The 17,561-nt window shown below is 41.9% G+C and carries 17 protein-coding genes and 1 pseudogene; 13 read left to right on the forward strand and 5 right to left on the reverse strand.

Annotated elements, in window-relative coordinates; genetic code table 11:
• Window positions 1-77: 77 nt before the first annotated feature.
• The 5 genes from NIES1031_RS13020 (at window position 78) to coaE (ending at window position 4,634) form a co-directional block, all read left to right on the forward strand.
• Window positions 78-956: a methyltransferase domain-containing protein gene (locus tag NIES1031_RS13020; protein ID WP_073549815.1), complete on the forward strand. Its 879-nt coding sequence runs from the start codon at window positions 78-80 to the stop codon at window positions 954-956.
• A 3-nt stretch (window positions 957-959) separates the two neighbouring features.
• Window positions 960-1,892, forward strand: coding sequence for a homogentisate phytyltransferase (locus NIES1031_RS13025; protein ID WP_073549816.1), 933 nt, complete (start codon window positions 960-962; stop codon window positions 1,890-1,892).
• Between the two features lie 24 nt (window positions 1,893-1,916).
• The gene (locus tag NIES1031_RS13030; protein WP_073549817.1) at window positions 1,917-2,408 is read left to right on the forward strand and encodes a tetratricopeptide repeat protein; all 492 of its coding nucleotides are present in this window, start codon (window positions 1,917-1,919) and stop codon (window positions 2,406-2,408) included.
• Between the two features lie 70 nt (window positions 2,409-2,478).
• The gene (gene cobA, locus NIES1031_RS13035) at window positions 2,479-4,011 is read left to right on the forward strand and encodes a uroporphyrinogen-III C-methyltransferase (RefSeq protein WP_073549818.1); all 1,533 of its coding nucleotides are present in this window, start codon (window positions 2,479-2,481) and stop codon (window positions 4,009-4,011) included.
• Entirely contained in the window at window positions 4,008-4,634 is a 627-nt protein-coding gene (gene coaE, locus NIES1031_RS13040; protein ID WP_218596795.1) for a dephospho-CoA kinase, read from the forward strand. Before cobA ends, coaE begins: the two co-directional genes overlap by 4 nt.
• Window positions 4,635-4,826: 192 nt before the next feature.
• On the opposite strand, the pseudogene NIES1031_RS13045 reads toward coaE, so the two are convergent.
• Window positions 4,827-5,558: pseudogene (locus tag NIES1031_RS13045) on the reverse strand (Uma2 family endonuclease).
• 29 nt (window positions 5,559-5,587) lie between these two features.
• Window positions 5,588-6,985, reverse strand: a complete 1,398-nt coding sequence (locus NIES1031_RS13050; RefSeq protein WP_073549820.1) for a TldD/PmbA family protein — start codon at window positions 6,983-6,985, stop codon at window positions 5,588-5,590.
• Between the two features lie 263 nt (window positions 6,986-7,248).
• Between NIES1031_RS13050 and NIES1031_RS24395 the strand changes: the two genes are divergently transcribed.
• The 6 genes from NIES1031_RS24395 (at window position 7,249) to NIES1031_RS13070 (ending at window position 12,290) form a co-directional block, all read left to right on the forward strand.
• On the forward strand, window positions 7,249-7,392 hold the full coding sequence (locus NIES1031_RS24395) for a hypothetical protein (protein WP_178378132.1): 144 nt from the start codon (window positions 7,249-7,251) through the stop codon (window positions 7,390-7,392).
• A gap of 409 nt (window positions 7,393-7,801) precedes the next feature.
• Window positions 7,802-9,376, forward strand: a complete 1,575-nt coding sequence (locus NIES1031_RS13055) for a DUF2079 domain-containing protein (RefSeq protein ID WP_236738826.1) — start codon at window positions 7,802-7,804, stop codon at window positions 9,374-9,376.
• Window positions 9,377-9,646: 270 nt separating this feature from the next.
• Entirely contained in the window at window positions 9,647-9,841 is a 195-nt protein-coding gene (locus NIES1031_RS24400; RefSeq protein WP_178378121.1) for a hypothetical protein, read from the forward strand.
• Complete coding sequence (locus NIES1031_RS13060) at window positions 9,816-10,109, forward strand: response regulator (protein WP_073549824.1); 294 nt, start codon at window positions 9,816-9,818, stop codon at window positions 10,107-10,109. The genes NIES1031_RS24400 and NIES1031_RS13060 overlap by 26 nt, the downstream gene beginning before the upstream one ends.
• Before the next feature lie 243 nt (window positions 10,110-10,352).
• Window positions 10,353-11,540, forward strand: coding sequence for a glycosyltransferase family 4 protein (locus NIES1031_RS13065; RefSeq protein WP_073549826.1), 1,188 nt, complete (start codon window positions 10,353-10,355; stop codon window positions 11,538-11,540).
• 207 nt (window positions 11,541-11,747) lie between these two features.
• Window positions 11,748-12,290, forward strand: a complete 543-nt coding sequence (locus NIES1031_RS13070; RefSeq protein ID WP_073549828.1) for an alpha/beta hydrolase — start codon at window positions 11,748-11,750, stop codon at window positions 12,288-12,290.
• Between the two features lie 63 nt (window positions 12,291-12,353).
• Here NIES1031_RS13070 and NIES1031_RS13075 read toward each other — a convergent pair whose 3' ends face one another.
• Together NIES1031_RS13075 and NIES1031_RS13080 are read right to left on the reverse strand one after the other, a co-directional pair.
• Complete coding sequence (locus tag NIES1031_RS13075; RefSeq protein WP_073549829.1) at window positions 12,354-13,574, reverse strand: hypothetical protein; 1,221 nt, start codon at window positions 13,572-13,574, stop codon at window positions 12,354-12,356.
• 295 nt (window positions 13,575-13,869) lie between these two features.
• The gene (locus NIES1031_RS13080) at window positions 13,870-14,616 is read right to left on the reverse strand and encodes a DUF3891 family protein (RefSeq protein WP_073549830.1); all 747 of its coding nucleotides are present in this window, start codon (window positions 14,614-14,616) and stop codon (window positions 13,870-13,872) included.
• Window positions 14,617-14,958: 342 nt separating this feature from the next.
• On the opposite strand from NIES1031_RS13080, the gene NIES1031_RS13085 reads away from it, so the two are divergent.
• Window positions 14,959-15,825, forward strand: coding sequence for a class I SAM-dependent methyltransferase (locus NIES1031_RS13085; RefSeq protein ID WP_073549831.1), 867 nt, complete (start codon window positions 14,959-14,961; stop codon window positions 15,823-15,825).
• Between the two features lie 15 nt (window positions 15,826-15,840).
• Window positions 15,841-16,557, forward strand: coding sequence for an HAD family hydrolase (locus NIES1031_RS13090; RefSeq protein WP_073549833.1), 717 nt, complete (start codon window positions 15,841-15,843; stop codon window positions 16,555-16,557).
• Window positions 16,558-16,646: 89 nt separating this feature from the next.
• Here the strand turns inward: NIES1031_RS13090 and NIES1031_RS13095 are convergent, their stop codons facing one another.
• On the reverse strand, window positions 16,647-16,883 hold the full coding sequence (locus NIES1031_RS13095; protein ID WP_073549835.1) for a hypothetical protein: 237 nt from the start codon (window positions 16,881-16,883) through the stop codon (window positions 16,647-16,649).
• Window positions 16,884-17,561: the final 678 nt, after the last annotated feature.

The raw sequence follows: 17,561 nt of genomic DNA on the forward strand, positions 1-17,561 counted from the left end.
AAAAAGCTCAACTCAATTTAAACCACACATGGTAGCCTACGAGTATCATTTGCTAGGCTAATTGCTTTTTTGAGTTCATGAGTGCAACACTAAATCAACGAATTCAGCAATTCTATGACGCTTCGTCGGGACTGTGGGAACAAATTTGGGGCGAACATATGCATCATGGCTATTATGGTGCAACAGGCAACGACAAAAAAGAGCGCCGACAAGCCCAGATTGACTTAATTGAGGAATTGCTCAAGTGGTCTGACGTGCAGCAAGCCGAAAAAATTCTAGATGTAGGCTGTGGAATTGGTGGTAGTTCTTTATATTTAGCAGAAAAGTTTCAAGCTCATGTGACAGGAATTACGCTTAGCCCTGTACAAGCGGCAAGAGCCACCGAACGCGCCCAAACTGCCGGATTGAGCCAAAATACACATTTTCAAGTTGCAGATGCCTTAAATATGCCATTTGCGGATGCAACTTTTGACTTTGTGTGGTCCTTAGAGAGTGGCGAACATATGCCTGATAAAGTGAAGTTTATGCAGGAGTGCTGTCGGGTACTCAAGCCTGGTGGTAAGTTGCTGATGGTAACATGGTGTCATCGTCCAACAGATGGTGTTGCAGGGGAACTAACGGCGGATGAACGTAAACATTTAGAGGAAATTTACCAAGTTTATTGTTTGCCTTATGTGATTTCGTTACCTGAGTACGAAGCGATCGCCCGCAATCTTGGCTTACACGATATTCGCACGGCAGATTGGTCTAAAGCTGTTGCGCCGTTTTGGAATGTGGTGATTGATTCTGCATTGAATCCTGGTGCGATTTTGGGGTTGCTGTTTTCAGGTTGGGGAACAATTCAAGCGGCGTTGTCTTTGGGATTGATGAGTCGCGGTTATGAACGCGGATTGATTCGGTTTGGTTTATTGTGTGGTCAGCGGGGCAAGGCACTGTCTTGCCCATACAGAGGTTGATTGATGAGTCAGGTGTTTGAGCCAGAGTTAAAGCAATTAGGGTGGCGTGGCTGGTTATATGCATTGTGGAAATTTGCCCGTCCGCACACGATTATTGGCACGAGTTTGAGTGTGTGGGGCGTGTATCTCATTAGTTATGCGATCGCTTCTGCCTCACGTGTAGATTTACTCGCGCCTTTGGGGGCTTGGATTGCTTGTTTGTGTGGCAATGTCTATATTGTCGGGCTAAATCAGCTAGAAGATGTGGCGATAGACAAAATTAATAAGCCACATTTGCCGATCGCATCGGGTGAGTTTTCGCAACGTACAGGTCAGATTATTGTCGCAGTCACAGGAGGGCTGGCGCTACTCTTGGCGTGGGTGTTGGGACCGTATTTATTCGGGATGGTGGCGATTAGTTTAGCAATTGGAACTGCGTATTCTTTACCACCAATTCGCTTGAAGCGGTTTCCGTTTTGGGCGGCATTGTGTATTTTCTCAGTACGTGGTGCGATTGTGAATTTGGGGCTGTTTTTGCATTTTAGCTGGGTGTTACAGGGCAATCGCTCGATTCCTCCTGCTATATGGGTATTGACAGCGTTTATTTTAGTGTTTACGCTTGCAATCGCAATCTTTAAAGATATTCCAGATATCGAAGGCGATCGCCAATATCAAATTACGACTTTGACGATCAAGCTAGGACAAAAAACTGTCTTTGATTTGGCACTTTGGGTACTCACCGTTTGCTATTTGGGAATGTTGCTGGCGGCTTGGCTACCGCAAGTGAGTACCGTATTCCTGATTAGCACGCATTTACTTTTACTGGGGTTGATGTGGTGGCGAAGTAGACAAGTTGATTTACAAGATAAAAGTGCGATCGCGAGTTTCTATCAATTTATTTGGAAACTCTTTTTCCTGGAATACCTAATTTTCCCTGCTGCTTGTCTGCTAGCTTAAAAAAAACAGGCTACTTTTCTGCAAATGACTGACACGCCTCAACTTACTGTATTTGCAATTACCGTCGTCGGAATTGGTTTAACGATCTTGGCTTTCTTTATCCGCGAGGGAGTCATTACCTCCAACATTTACAAGCAGGGAGTTAAACTTTATCAAGACAAAAATTACAGCGCCGCCGAAGCCGCATTTCGTCAAGTAATTGCGCGTCACCCAAGTAATGATTTAGCGCGGTTATTGCTAGGAGATACTCTACTACAGCAAGATCGCGTAGAAGATGCGATCGCCACTTGGCAAGAACTAACAAGCCGCGCACCAAAAAATGTTGACGCGCATCTGCGTTTGGGAATGGCGTTGCTAAAATCGAATCAATTAGAAGATGCGATCGCCTCTCTCGAAACTGCTAAAAACTTATTTCAAGCCCAACGCAATCCGCAAAAGGTCCAAACCGTCACCCAACTTCTCCAAGAAATTCATCAGCAACAAAGTCCCCCAAAATTAGGGGATTTAGGGGGCTAGTTAATTATTCGCGCAAGAGGTTTAACCACTCACCTTGTCGTGACATTTCTTTATCTACTTACTTTCAAGCATGAATGCTCAAGGCAAAGTTTATCTTGTCGGTGCAGGATTAGGTAATGTCGGCTATCTTACGGTAAAAGCGCTACAACTTTTAGCGCAAGCCGAAGTTTTGATTTATGATGCGCTTGTTGATGACCAACTATTACAGTTAGTCCCAGAAAACTGTCTTAAACTCGATGTGGGAAAGCGTGGCGGAAAACCGAGTACACCACAAGCAGAAATTAACCACCTATTAGTAAAACACTGTCAACTTGGCAAACAGGTTGTTCGACTAAAATCTGGAGATCCGTTCATTTTCGGGCGATCAGCGGCTGAAATGAAGGTTCTGATGGCACATAACTGTCGATTTGAAGTTGTCCCAGGAATTTCCTCAAGCTACGCAGCCCCCTTACTTGCAGGAATACCTTTAACCGATCCGAATATAAGTAGCTGTTTCGCGGTTTTTACTGCGCACGAACCGGAAAAACTCGATTGGGAAGCACTAGCGCGGTTAGAAACCCTCGTAATTTTGATGGGAGGGAAACAATTATCAGTAATTGTACAGCAATTATTACACTACGGGCGATCACCGCAAACTCCTATAGCAATTGTTAAGTGGGCTGGAACTCAAAAACAACAAATTTGGACGAGTGACTTAGCAAATATTCAAATAGTCACAGCAGGTGTTTCACTTTCACCGGTCGTGATGATTATTGGTGAAGTTGTTGCGCTCCGAGAGCAGTTAAATGCAAAGATAGAAATTGAATTTCCGGCTCTTGATATGTTACCTGACCAACCTCTGCTCGGCAAAACAATTCTCGTGACACGATCAGCAGGACAATCTAGCAATGCACGCGATCACCTCGCGACGCTGGGTGCTAATGTAATTGAAATGCCCACACTAGAAATTAGTCCGCCTTCGAGTTGGGAAGACTTAGATCAGGCGATCGCTCATATCGCGGATTTTGATTGGTTAATTCTGACTTCTACGAACGGTGTAGAGTACTTTTTTGCAAGATTGGCAACACAAGGCAAAGATGCACGGGCTTTAGCAGGAGTCAAAATTGCTGTCGTAGGTGAAAAAACTGCCCGAAGCTTAGCACAACAAGGTTTACAGCCAGATTTTATTCCCCCAAATTTTATTGCTGATTCTTTAGTAGAACACTTTCCCGAACCTTTACAAGCGAAAAAAGTATTATTTCCGCGAGTTGAAACCGGAGGCAGAGAAGTTTTAGTCAAAGAATTTACTATGAAAGGTGCAGACGTTGTCGAAGTCGCTGCATATGAGTCGCGTTGTCCGCAAACGATTTCCCCAGATGCGTTAAAAGCTTTACAACAGCAAGCCGTTGATGTGATTACATTTGCAAGTTCCAAAACTGTTCAAAATTTCTGTCAGTTGTTAGCAAATCATGGCGGTGCTAATTTAGACTCTGTTTGTATTGCATCAATTGGACCTCTCACTTCTAAAGCGTGTCAGCAACAATTTGGGCGAGTCGATATTGAAGCTAGCGAATATACTTTAGAAGGGCTTACACAAGCAATTGTGCAGTGGGCACAGCGATGATGACTCACCGTCGTATTATTGGGTTAACAGGTGGCATTGCGACAGGAAAATCGACCGTTGCACATTATTTAGCGACGCATCACCATCTACCAATCTTGGATGCAGATATTTATGCACGAGAAGCGGTTGCAATGGGTTCTCCGGTTTATGATGCGATCGCCCAGCGCTATGGTTCAGATCTATTCCTCAATGATGGTTCGCTGAATCGCAAGCAGTTAGGAGACATTATTTTTAATAACGCAGAAGAACGAACTTGGTTAGAACAACAAATTCATCCTTATGTCCGCGATCGCTTTGCTGAAGCAATGCAACAACCGTATCAAACGATCGTATGTGTCATTCCATTGTTGTTTGAAGCAGGTCTTACTCATTTAGTGACAGAAATTTGGGTTGTGGTTTGTTCTCCACAACAGCAACTTGCAAGATTGATGCAACGCAATCAACTCACCCGCGAACAAGCACTAGCCCGTATCAATAGTCAAATGTCGCTAGCAGAAAAAGCATCCCGCGCTGATGTTGTTTTAGATAACTCCTCTACACCAGAAGCATTACTACAACAAGTTGATGCAGCTTTGTCATCAACTATAGATCTTCTCCAGGAATCGCAGACGCCTTCCGACTAAAGTCGAGGCTATCAAAACGAAGTCCACCTTCGTAGTACTTCGTTTGTCTAGCGGTGAATTCATTCGCCAAGCTTATATAGTAATCTCGTTGGGGTAGTTAGGACATCGAACACGCTAAGTTGATAGTTGACAGTTGATAAAGTCTTCCCAGACTCTCTTCACTTTCAACTGATCTCTGACCCCTGACCTCTGCTATAAAATATCTGGATCTTCACCCAATTCGCATAATCTTGCTGCAAGTCTTTCAGATTTTTGACGTTCAGCTTCGGCGCGTTGGCGTTCAGCTTCTTCCGGTAACAACACGAGCCCCGATGAGTCATAAAACCGCAACCATGTAGCGTTATCATCTTCGACGACTCCAGTCCACGTACCCAACCATAAACCTAATGTGTGACTCCACAATAAGTTTTGCTCATTAGCTGCAATAGGTTGATAGCCCCGGTCAAGATCTAAATGCCATCCTTGTAGTGAGTTAGCGTCAAAAGGATCGAAAACGAAATAGTCGCGTGTTCTAAATACCTGCTTGTATAAGGTTTTCTTTGCTCCTAAGTCAACTTCCTTAGTGCTTGCCGACAGTAATTCAACAATCACATCAGGATAACGTCCGCCTTCTTCCCAGACAACCCAACCAAGACGAGAAGGATCGTTATCAACTCCTAAGACAACAAAAAAATCAGGTTCGCGAAAATCGCGATTTTTCGCTTAGCGGCTACTGTAGTAGATGAACATATTGCCACCTGTAAAAAAATCCGTGCGTTCAGCCCAGTGGTGTTTTAACGAACGGATCAAGACATTCATAGCAATTCGATGACGATTCGTTTCCAAGGGTTCTCCATCGTCGAAAATTAAGTCTGTAGGTGGCATAGGAGGCTGCCAATCTACATCATCCCAAGTCTGGTTTTCGGTTGTCGTTTCTATGGACATCCCGTTAGCCTCCCGATACAAATTAATATTTATACTGCTTCACCACCAACAACAACATCGCGAATCCGCAAACTAGGACCACCACAACCTACAGGTAAACCATTTTGCCCGCCTTTACCGCAACCGCCAGATTCATCCCAATAGAAATCATCACCGATCGCTTCAATATCTGCCAAAGTTTGAAACACATTACCCGATAACGTCACATCGCGTACAGGTTCGGCAATTTGCCCGTTGCGAATCATCCAAGCTTCACCGGCACTGAAGGTAAACATTTCACCGTTTGTCATTCCTCCTAGCCAGTTACGCGCATAAACTCCTTCTTTAATTCCAGTAAATAAGTCTGCTACAGAAGTCTTCCCTGGTTCAATCCAAGTATTCGTCATGCGCACAATTGGCGCATAGTGGTAATTGAGGCACCTTGCATTACCCGTTGCAGTTTCCTCTAATTTGCCAGCCGTTTCGCGCGAGTGCAAGCGCCCAACTAATACGCCGTCTTTAATTAGTTGCGTTGTTGTTGCAGGCGTACCTTCATCATCATAAAAATAACTTCCACGATGTCCCGCAGGTGCCGCACCATCAAAAATTTGCAATTCTTCAGGTCCAAATCTACGCCCAAGACTCATTGCTTCTAGCAAATCGGGATTTTCATAAGCCATGTCTGCTTCCGAAAGATGACCAAAGGCTTCGTGAACGAATAAACCGCTGAGAATGGGATCGATAACGACGGTGTAAGTGTTACCTTTGACCGATGGTAGGGATAAAGCAGCGATCGCGCGTTGTGCTGCGCCAATGACTTGTTCGTCTAGACTTGTGAGATCTTCGTAGGCTTTGCGCGAACCTGTCGTTTCTCTTCCAGTTTGTACCGTATCGCCGTTTCTGGCGGTAGCTGCAAAGCGCATTTCCATATCTACCCAAGCTTGTTCGATGAGAGTCCCCTCGGAACTTGCGAGGACAATTCGTTGGGCGCTATCGCTGTAACGGACTGAAGTTGTGGTGATGCGCGAATCGATACTTTTGAGCATTTCGCTGTAGCGATCGCACAATGCTTTTTTTGTCGCTAAAGAAACGTCTCGCGGATCAGTACCACTTAAAGGAACAAAACAGCTATCTTGTACAGGTTCCACATCAGCTAAGCGCGTTTCTTCATCACCGACGAGCCGCGCGGCTGAAACGGCTTCCTCGATTCTTTCCGTAATGGTTTCTAGCTGATTAAAGCTACTTAAACCCCAACCACCTTTGTAGCAAGCCCGCACTTGTCCGCCAATCGAAATTCCTTCGCTGAGGGTTTCTACCTTGTTGCCACGCAGTAAAATATCAGTACCTTCCGATTCTTCAAGGCGAATCATTAGATAATCAACACGGTGAGCATACCGCGCGATCAACTCGGTTAATAAATTTTGAGCATCAGCGAGTGGTGAGGGCATAGTCAACAGCTTTTGACGAACTGCTTCTATTGTGCAATTAATTTGGGCAGTTAGTGCTATTTGTATATAGTAATTCTAGTTGAGTTGTCAGGTTTTCTTGGAAACGAACCAATAAGTACACCTAGTATGCAAAGGAAAGACTGAGAAAGAGTTTTTCAAAATAATTTAAAATTACTTCATTTATCTACTTGATTTATAATAGAAAATTATGAAATACTGCTATTTATTAGAGATTATATATATACGAAGGTAGCGACGTTAGTGTGGTAGGTAAATCAGGAGGTTGGTTGAGAATTACTTATCCCTACAATGGCTGGGTAAGTGGAAATATGATTGGTACAGATTGTCGTCAAGCGCTCCTACGAATTCTGGAGGTCGTTATCCATGCACAAGAACAGTTAGCCTGAATAGTAAAGGAATTTTGAGTACCATTAGACAAACACCTACTTGGGCCGAATTAACCAAACAAGAACGCAAAAGTATTAGAGAAAATATATGGTGGGACTATCTTAACGAGTATGGTTCTGAACCGTTAATATTAGATTTTTATACTTCTCGTGGATATCATATTGCGCAATATAGTATTCGTTGTCGAGGGCGTTGTTTTCCAAAAGAATAATTTCAGCGATCGCACATACGCTGCTATGAATAAGTATAATTAATAAATCTTTTAAATAGACGAGCTACTATCAAGTTGCGATCGCGCTGATTATTAAGCTTACAATACTCGCTGACGCTCTTGTACATATTAAGTGTGAGCGTGAGTGAGTCATGTTATTTAAATTACAAAAGCCAGGATTCAGATTATTGATTAGGGTGGCAATCGCATTTTTTGTGCTTAACCTCGTGTTAGGCTTGCATCGCTACTACAGCTTTTACGCGACGTTTGACCAAGGCATTTTTAATCAAGTATTTTGGAACAATCTTCACGGCAGATTTTTTCAAAGTTCGCTTTCCTCAAGTTTGTCTACGAATGTCGTGCATAGTGGCGAAATTCCCGAAGTTTACTATCACCGTTTAGGACAACACTTCACCCCAGCCTTACTGCTGTGGCTACCGATTTACGCCTTGTTTCCTTCGCCAGCGACTCTTACAGTTTTACAAGTGTCTTTTGTGACTGCGGCGGGTTTAGTGTTATATGCGCTAGCGCGACACTATATTGCACCACCAATCGCAGCAATGATTACTGCTAGCTTCTACGCCGCGAATGCAGTTTTAGGTCCAACGCAGTCGAATTTTCATGATATCAGCCAAATTCCTTTATTTGTCTTTGGGCTACTTCTAGCAATGGAAAAACGCTGGTGGTGGCTATTTTGGCTGCTTGCAGTTTTAACTTTAGCTGTGCGGGAAGATAGCGGGATTGTGTTATTTGGAGTTGGTTTTTATTTAATCGCTAGTAGACGCTATCCGCGCGTGGGACTTGCCGTGTGTGCGCTTGGTTGTGGTTATATTCTGGTACTAACCAATGCGATTATGCCTCTATTTTCACAAGATATTTCTCGCCGCTTCATGTTAGAACGATTTGGACAGTATGCAGATGGTCCAGAAGCTTCGACATTAGATATTATTTGGGGAATGATTAGCAACCCCTGGCGGTTGATTGTTGAATTATTTACGCCGTTTTTTGGCACAATTAAATACTTAATCGGTCAATGGTTGCCGTTAGCGTTTGTACCTGCTATTGCGCCTGCATCGTGGGCGATCGCAGGGTTTCCGTTACTTAAATTATTCTTAGGTCAAGGACAATCAGTATTAGCGATCAACATTCGCTATGCAATGACGGTTGTACCAGGTTTATTTTATGGCGCAATTCTTTGGTGGTCGAGACATCCTAGAAAGTTTAAACCTGTATTTCGTCGCTTTTGGGTAGCTTGTATTTGTTTATCGTTGTTTTTCTCTTTTACTTCTAGCACTTCAAGTCTCAATCGCAGTTTTTACTTTTTATTACCTGATTCATTTAACCCTTGGGTTTATGTTTCGCTCCCGCAACAATGGCATCATGTCAGACAAATGCGATCGCTGCTTGCGCAAATTCCGGCTGATGCGAGCGTGTCTGCAACGACATATATCGTACCTCATCTTTCGAGTCGTCGCGAAATTCTCCGTTGGCCTATGCTACAACTACGTAACGATGCGCGAGAAGTGATTGAGATGGAGTATGCGATCGCAGATTTATGGCAATTACAGCAGTATCAAGCCGCGTTTGACGAAGAACGGCAATTATTACAAACTAGCATCGCGGCGATCGATCAACTTACCAGTAACCAGCAATACGGAGTTATTGGTTTTCAAGATGGTGTCATTTTGATGCAACGCGGTGTAGTTTCGCTACCTCAAGCCGTAACAGCGTGGTTAACCTTCCGACAACAAATCGTCAAAACTATGATTTGAAGTTGATATCTTTGAATAATGGTAGTAACTTATGGCTTATTGCTACCCATGACCAATTACCAGTCTTCATCAACAATCCTAACGCTTACGTTTAAAGTCTGTCTCAGGGAAGAAAAATACTTATATCTATTGACAGATAATTGGATATACCGTCGTTGGACTGAACTCAGTTATTAGCCAAATTAATTAATAGCGCTGACTTAGAAATATTACGCTGGAATTTAACAGCTTCGCAGGAGATTCATCGCAGAAACGGTTAGAAGGAAGAATATGGCATTGGAAAGTGGATTTCTACCTGACGAAGCGCATTCACTGTCGCAGATGGAGATGTTAAATGCAGATTACTACAAACGTTACTTAGAAGTAGTCTGCAACAACGCTACGCTTGCGATCTTCATCATGGACGATCCGTTCCTCGTGTATCTTACAATTGCAAGGCGTGCGCGTTCTCGTCGTAGACGATGAAGTTGATATGCAAGAGTTGATGCTAGCAATCTTAGAACAGTATGGAGCCGAAGTGCGTGTCGCTGCATCCGCCGCTGAGGCATTGCTGCTGGATGCGTTCCAGCCGGATATCTTCATTAGCGATATTGGTATGCCAGGTGTTGACGGCTATATGCTGATGCGACAAATTAGGCAGCGATCGCGCTTACCGCCTATGCCGGAGAGTATGACCAACAACAAGCACTCACCGCTGGATTTCAGAATCATCTTGCCAAGCCTGTCGAACTAGAAAAGTTAGTATAAGCGATCGCCAACTTAATCAAATAAATTGGTAATGGGGTAATTGCGAAGTCTGACAACTAACTACCAATTACCATTAAGTATGAGAATCTTAACATTTTGCAGAGCTAATACATCACTATACTGTTAAGATACATTAAGATTTCCGTAATTCCACGAATTAAATTTATAAATATATGTCTTTAGATAGTTGTATATATCTTGAAATAATAAACTGGTGGGATTGAGGTAGATGAAAATTCTCGTTTTGACTTGGGAGTTTCCACCTCGAATTGTTGGGGGAATTGCCCGCCACGTAGCGGAGTTGTATCCAGAACTCGTCAAGCTAGGGCATGAAATTCATTTAATGACAGTAGAATTTGGGCAAGCACCTTTGTACGAAGTTGTAGACGGAATTCACGTACATCGCGTACCTGTAGCACCAGCCAACGACTTTTTTCACTGGGTTGTCAATTTTAACGAAAGTATGGGGCATCACGGCGCAAAGTTGATGCTCGAAGACGGTCCTTTTGATATTATCCACGCACATGACTGGTTAGTGGGAGATGCAGCGATCGCGCTCAAGCATAACTTCAAAGTCCCCCTCGTCGCCACAATTCATGCAACCGAACATGGTCGTCACAACGGTATTCATAACGATATCCAGCAGTATATCGACGGTAAAGAAAAGCTATTAGCTTACAACGCTTGGCGAGTGATTGTGTGTACCGACTATATGCGTCGAGAAGTTGAAGGGGCGCTACAAACTCCCTGGAACAAAATTGATGTTATTTATAACGGTATTCGCCCTGAGAAAAAGCGTCGTCAAGATTTTGATGCGATCAACTTTCGCCGCCAGTTTGCCGAAGATGGTGAAAGTATCGTTTACTATGTAGGACGCATGACTTACGAAAAAGGTGTGTCAGTTTTACTGAATGCGGCTCCCAAAGTGTTGTGGGAAATGGGCGGTCGTGTTAAGTTTGTCATGATTGGTGGTGGTAACGTTGACCACTTAAAGCGCCAAGCGTGGGATTTAGGCATCTGGGATAAGTGCTACTTCACAGGGTTTATGAGTGATGAACCACTCGATAAATTTCAGACGATCGCAGACTGTGCGGTATTTCCCAGCCTGTATGAACCTTTTGGCATTGTCGCCCTTGAAAGCTTTGCCGCACGCGTTCCCGTTGTAGTTTCTGATACAGGTGGTTTACCCGAAGTCGTCCAGCACACCAAAACAGGTATCGTTACTTGGACAAATAATCCAGACTCACTGGCTTGGGGAATTTTGGAAGTCTTAAAAAATCCTGGTTATAAGCAGTGGTTAATTGATAATGCCTACGAAGATTTAGAGCGGCGCTTTAATTGGTATAAACTAGCACAACAAACTGAGAATGTCTACACTCAGGTAATGCAAGAGCGATCACGCGTTGTTTGGCTGTAAAGTTTTCCATGCGCAATGCTAATGAATGCCTAGTAGCTAAAATCATAGACACACGCCAGCAATTGAGAAGTTTAAGGTATCACAAGGCAAGGATACGCAAAATTGCGCGAAATGAGTTTTATTTGTCGAGATCTCATCTGTCTATTGAGGGAGACTTAATGAGAAAATGACTGGCAAAGTAAAAATAAGTATTTCAGAACCTAACAGATGAGCCTACGTTTTTGGTTGCAGCGTCTAGTGTTATTTTTATTGGTAAGCTTCAGTGTGATGCTTTTCAGTACCACTGCACTTGCTGCTGATCGGGTTGTTCTTAAGTACCGCATCTTTTCAGAATCAATTTCTGTTAAGGATCTATCTAATTTAGCTGCAACTGGTGAAGCCTCAATGTTACTGCAAGCTAACTTAGCTTTGGCGCAGCAAGATAAAGAAGTTATGCGTCGCTATTTGTCAACTCCCATAAAAATTAACCCAGTTTTGTTAGAACGCTTGCTAGATAGTCCGATTGGGAGCGTTGCACTCGATAAAATAAGTCAAGCGGTTCATGCACCCTCTGATCAAGACGATCGACAAGCTTTGTACTCTGCTTTAATGAATTCTATGCGTTCCGATGGTAATCTTAGTTTGATAAATATAATTCAAAACTATCCAACCACTATAGTACAGGTGGAAGGAGACAAGCTAGAGAGTGCTTACCGTCAACTCAGTGAAATAGAAGGGCGCCTGCGGAACCTCCGAGATAAACTTTCTTAATGAGAAGGAAATGTCTCTTTCCTTAGCGATCGCCCAACTACAAGCATGTCCCGTTTTTTTGTTCTAAAACTGGTAGGAAACTCCAATTGAAACCACTGGATATACGCCAAGCCAGCTTACGTTATCTTCAATTTGCTGTTCTTCTTGTGCGATCGCCTCTTCTAACAAGTTATTCAATACTGGAATTCCTGTAATAATATCTACACCAGGACCTGTGGCTTGCAAATCAGCTTGCGGCGAACCTGCGAATAAAACGCCTAAATCGATATTAAAGCTAAAATCACTACCACGCCTGACAGGATTACCATAACCAATGCCGATATAAGGTGCGATAGTATTAGGAAATGTTAGCGAACCTTCGAGTTGACCAACGGCAGCTAGTGGAAATTCAAAACCACCAATTTCTAATACTTCTGTGGGGCGTGCGATCGCATCCACTCGATTATTTTGATATACTAAGCCGCCAGTCATCCGAAAACCACTGCTACTTGAAGGAAACCAATCAAGCATTCCAGTTGCGTTTAATAGTTGCACATCTCCGTCGTACTCAATTTGATTTTGTGTAAATCCGGCACTAAATCCTAAGTAATTGAATCCTATTCTGCCATTAAAATTAGGCGAAATCGCCCCAATTCCTTCAACACCAACGCCTAAATTACTCGCTTTAGCCGCAAAAGCAAAACCGCTGCGTGTAGGATTTTCTGGTGCAAGCGCTAGTCTTTCTAATAGACGTGTTTCCAGGCTTTCCCTTTCTGATTGCGATAGCTGTTGTTGATTTTGCTGTTCAGACGTTGATTGATAATTAATACAACGTGAATTCAGCGGAAAGGTACGACAGAGTGTTTCCAAATCAACTTCACTTACTAATAGCTGCTTTTCCAAACTACTTTCTGCTAATAAATCTGCTGCATTCTGAGAAACTTCTATTTGTTGAAAGTTGCTGTTAAGTGTATCCTGCTTATGTTCATTTATATCGTTGTAATTAAAATTTGCTAATTTGTTTGTGTCTAGTGTCGTCGATACATTCTTATGAATAATCTGATTTGTAAAATTTGTTGTCCCTGTTTCGAATTTATAAGTTTGAAAGTTTTGTAATCTCCAGTTATTGGGAAAATTTTTATTTTGTATTAGTTGTAAGCGATCGCCAGCTTCGATCTCTGCTATTTTCTCTGTATTTATACTGTTTTCAGCTAGTATTTTTTGCGGTAGGGCAGCAACAAAAAAGAATGCTAAGCCGCTAGCTATCAAGACTTTGAGTTTTGCTACATTGCAATTATCTACCATTTTTATACTCCACTATACTAAATACTTTTTAACTGATATTATTTTTTAGCTCATCTATCATAGTGAATACTACTGAGAAATTACTGAAAATAGCACCTGCTAAATCAGTAAGTATTTCACTTTAGATAAAAATTAGAGCTATTATTCTTTAAGCGTATTGTTTATATAGTATTTCTATTTGAGTATTGTTCTTTACTCTTGCTATTAGCCAAGAGAGTATTATATTTATAGACCATACAAGCAATCAATTTTACTCAGACGATTAACCTGGAATTAATGTATTAGAAATACTTACCTATTTTGCATTATTTAATGTCTGACGCATTAAGATTTCATTTGTAAATTTATCTTCCAGCAGCCGCCCTTCATAAACAAGTGTTACTTTATCTTGATGAAACACCCAAGGAGAGACTTTTATAATGTCATTGCCTACAGGAGTTAAAGTTATTGTAGTTTCACCTAACGCTGTAGGAATGTGGTGAAAATGCCTTGATTCATCTAGCCCCATACACAACGCTAACGAAAGTGTATCCCAGATAGCTACTAAAGAACGATTACGTTGAATATTTTCTGGAGTTGCATACGCTGCATAATACGAATCTTGCTCTAAATTAGCGATTAACTGTTCTTGAAAAGCATATTCTTGGTCTAAATAGGCTTGAACTAAGCGAGAAGATTCTAAAGTCTTTTGCCAATTGCGAAAGCGCTCAAATAATCCTGTACCATGCAGTGAGACGAGGAGTGTTGCATATCTTCCAAATGGTAACGCTAGGTGTTTTGCACCTGACCAAATGTTTGTATGTATTGCTGTTGGTAATTCCATAAAGTTGTAGGGGTAGCCTGTTTTGGTATTTAAAGTAGGTGCAGTTTCCCAAACTACCCAGCCGATATCATGCTGTTCAGCACCAAGACAAACTTCTTCTCTAGGCACAAATAAGCCGAATTGTTCATTTCCCCATACTCTTGCTATACAACCCGCGACCCAAGAGTGTGTAGGTTGAGTGATGACAACAAGTCCGGCTGATTCCTGGCGATGTAGCATGATGCGCTCCAAGGAGTTAATAATAAACTTATTGTCTAACTAAATAATTGGAATATTTGTAATTTTCTATTTTAATTTAACTTAGTATTGCTATTAATTTTATTAACTGAGAAATTCATAAACTGATAGTATCCCTTCAAGGAAAGATAATATTATTTTTATGGATACGTTCAACAATTTAAACGATGATTTCTTATTGTTAAAACTTCAGACTCATACTTTGATGAGTACAAAAAATACAGCAAGATACTCCCAATTCTTTGCAGATATATATTACAATTTGTAAAGGAAAGGGATTAACCTTGAAGCGATCGCCATCCACTCCTACTTATAGCAACTCTTATGTCGAGTCAAGATACCATTTGGGAACGTTTTCTCGCACCTGTTGTGCGTTTCTTTATCAATGAAAAAGAACTACAGCAACTTTACGAGAGTATCGATTGGCAGCAAGAAGCGACAAGATTTCAGCGGGCGGATGTAGAAACACCTTCATACTACAGCAGTCAAAACTTTCACGGTATTAAGCATGGGTATCTCAATCCTGGCGCAGCAGTATCATACGATCCAATTACACAGTACGTGTTATTACCTAATGAAAAACTCGTACGGCAAGAATTAATTGAGACAATTCAAAGTCAGCCCCGCCGAATTCTTGATTTAGGCTGCGGTACAGGATCAACAACATTAATGCTCAAACAGGCGTTTCCTGCGGCTGAGGTGATTGGTTTAGATTTGTCGCCATATATGCTAGTGATGGCGGAACGTAAGGCACAAGCTGCTCATCTAGATATCAAGTGGTGTCATGCTAATGCGGAGTATACAGGTTTTCCTGATGCTAGTTTTGATGTGGTGACGGCTTCTTTATTATTTCACGAAACACCGCCCGCAGTTGCTCAATCTATTTTGCAAGAAAGTTTTCGTTTACTGAGCGTTGGTGGTGAAGTATTAATTTTAGACGGCAATCAAAAAACGCTACGCCAACTTGACTGGCTAAATAACGTATTTGAAGAACCTTACATCCGTGACTTTGCAGCAAAAAGTGTTGATGCAAGTATGGTTGCAGCAGGGTTCGCGGCTGTGCAGACAACAGATTTATGGTTGATTCATCAAGTCACTCGTGGGGTGAAGCCGTTAATACACAAGTCAGGAGTTGGCGAGTCTACCGAGGAAGTCATTCCACTTGAAGGTTGGATACCTTCTCCGGCTTAATTGAGGCAGTAACGTATGACACTAAAAGCAGTTTTGTTTGATTTCAATGGCGTAATAATTAACGACGAACCAATTCATCAGCAACTAATCGACCAAGTTTTAATTGCCGAAAATTTGCGCCCCAAGCCAGGAGAATACCGCCAAGTTTGTTTAGGGCGCAGCGATCGCGCGTGTATTCGAGAATTATTACAGCGTCGGGGTCGAGTTGTGAGTGAAGACTATCTGACACAAATTATTAAACGCAAAGCCGAAGCGTATCAACAAGAACTAGCAAAACTTGAGAAGTTACCAACTTATCCTGGTTTAGAAAATTTAATTTTTCAAGTGCGATCGCGCAATCTTAAATTAGCAGTAGTCAGTGGTGCATTACGTTCTGAAGTAGAACTCGTGTTACAGCGCCTTAGTTTAGCTGAATACTTTTGTGCGATCGTCGCCGGTGATGATATCACCACGAGTAAACCTGAACCTGATGGTTATCTTCTCGCCGTAGAAAGACTGAACAAGATCGAACCTAGCTTAAACTTACAACCAGCAGAATGCCTTGCGATTGAAGATACCCTAGCTGGAATTACCGCAGCCAAACGCGCCAAAATTCCTGTCGTTGGAGTTGCAAATACTTATCCATTTCATATGCTACAACGCCAAGCTAACTGGGCAGTAGATTACTTGTCTGATTTAGACTTAGAGTACGTACAACAAGTTTATACGCATCAAAATCAATATGTAGCTTAGATGGTGAGCAACTAAAATATTTAGAGATTTATGTATTATAAGGGTTTATCGATAGCGATCACACCGAACACTTATCCCTAAATTAAGAGCTAATTCTTAATACTACCTAGATCTCGTCTTTGTGGGTATGTATAGATAATTCTTGGTGGTTGTGGTAGCATCCAATCCTGATGCAATTGCCAAGATGGTAGTTGTTGCACAGGTTTAAATAAATCTGCTGGTAGTACTGGCGTGCGGAGGTCAGGCTCTATTTCAGGCAAAATAATATTTGGCTCAGAAGGATTTAATATTGTTTCTGCTAAGCTATTTTCGTGAATTTGATACATTTGTGCCTCTATCCTTGCAGGGATAAAAAATAATATTATTATGACAAATAAACTATTAACTAATTGAGATTCACTTAGCATCGTCTTTCTCTCTGATTAGTTTGTAAAAATCCATTTGAGTTACTATTACTTTCAGTTTATTGGGTACTTATTACATTGAATTTAGACGTTTGTATTAGCAACTGTCTAGAATATTTAGTAATGAGCGCTGAGCGATCGCCAGCAGAAGCAGGCTTTGGGATAAACCGCGCCAGTCTACTACACCAGGAATAAAGCGATTGAGACGCTAGCGCAATTGCCAAACAAAAATTAACTGACTATCTACTAAAATATATCAATGTTGGTGTAAGCATGAGGTAATGCTTATGAATTCGACTAAACGATAATCTCACATCGACAGCTATAGTATACTACTTCACTCAAAGAGAGTTACAAATAATTTCTCCTACATTCATGAGGCTTTCTATTTGAATCAACCTCAAAACAGCGAGTTTCATGGACGCGAAGACGGTTGCTCAAATTAGTAACGCTGGCTTCAAGAAGCACATTTGCAACCAACGCGTTACCTCATTCAGAGAAAGCTTGGAGCCGCGATCGCCAAAACCCTAAAATTGCGATTATTGATACTAAGTCGCTGTCAGATGTAGTAGAGTAATAAGCAACCTTTGTTTGTCTTCT

The sequence above is a fragment of the Chroogloeocystis siderophila 5.2 s.c.1 genome (genome assembly GCF_001904655.1).
GTDB classification, from domain to species: Bacteria; Cyanobacteriota; Cyanobacteriia; order Cyanobacteriales; family Chroococcidiopsidaceae; genus Chroogloeocystis; species Chroogloeocystis siderophila.

Bases quoted from the DNA above. Each gene is read 5' to 3' on its own strand.
- cobA (WP_073549818.1), top strand. From the start codon at position 2,479: ATGAATGCTCAAGGCAAAGTTTATCTTGTCGGTGCAGGATTAGGTAAT.
- coaE (WP_218596795.1), top strand. From the start codon at position 4,008: ATGATGACTCACCGTCGTATTATTGGGTTAACAGGTGGCATTGCGACA.
- NIES1031_RS13075 (WP_073549829.1), bottom strand. From the start codon at position 13,574: ATGGTAGATAATTGCAATGTAGCAAAACTCAAAGTCTTGATAGCTAGC.
- NIES1031_RS13030 (WP_073549817.1), top strand. From the start codon at position 1,917: ATGACTGACACGCCTCAACTTACTGTATTTGCAATTACCGTCGTCGGA.
- NIES1031_RS13025 (WP_073549816.1), top strand. From the start codon at position 960: ATGAGTCAGGTGTTTGAGCCAGAGTTAAAGCAATTAGGGTGGCGTGGC.
- NIES1031_RS13050 (WP_073549820.1), bottom strand. From the start codon at position 6,985: ATGCCCTCACCACTCGCTGATGCTCAAAATTTATTAACCGAGTTGATC.
- NIES1031_RS13085 (WP_073549831.1), top strand. From the start codon at position 14,959: ATGTCGAGTCAAGATACCATTTGGGAACGTTTTCTCGCACCTGTTGTG.
- NIES1031_RS24400 (WP_178378121.1), top strand. From the start codon at position 9,647: ATGGCATTGGAAAGTGGATTTCTACCTGACGAAGCGCATTCACTGTCG.
- NIES1031_RS13020 (WP_073549815.1), top strand. From the start codon at position 78: ATGAGTGCAACACTAAATCAACGAATTCAGCAATTCTATGACGCTTCG.
- NIES1031_RS13065 (WP_073549826.1), top strand. From the start codon at position 10,353: ATGAAAATTCTCGTTTTGACTTGGGAGTTTCCACCTCGAATTGTTGGG.
- NIES1031_RS13090 (WP_073549833.1), top strand. From the start codon at position 15,841: ATGACACTAAAAGCAGTTTTGTTTGATTTCAATGGCGTAATAATTAAC.
- NIES1031_RS13095 (WP_073549835.1), bottom strand. From the start codon at position 16,883: ATGTATCAAATTCACGAAAATAGCTTAGCAGAAACAATATTAAATCCT.
- NIES1031_RS13070 (WP_073549828.1), top strand. From the start codon at position 11,748: ATGAGCCTACGTTTTTGGTTGCAGCGTCTAGTGTTATTTTTATTGGTA.
- NIES1031_RS13080 (WP_073549830.1), bottom strand. From the start codon at position 14,616: ATGCTACATCGCCAGGAATCAGCCGGACTTGTTGTCATCACTCAACCT.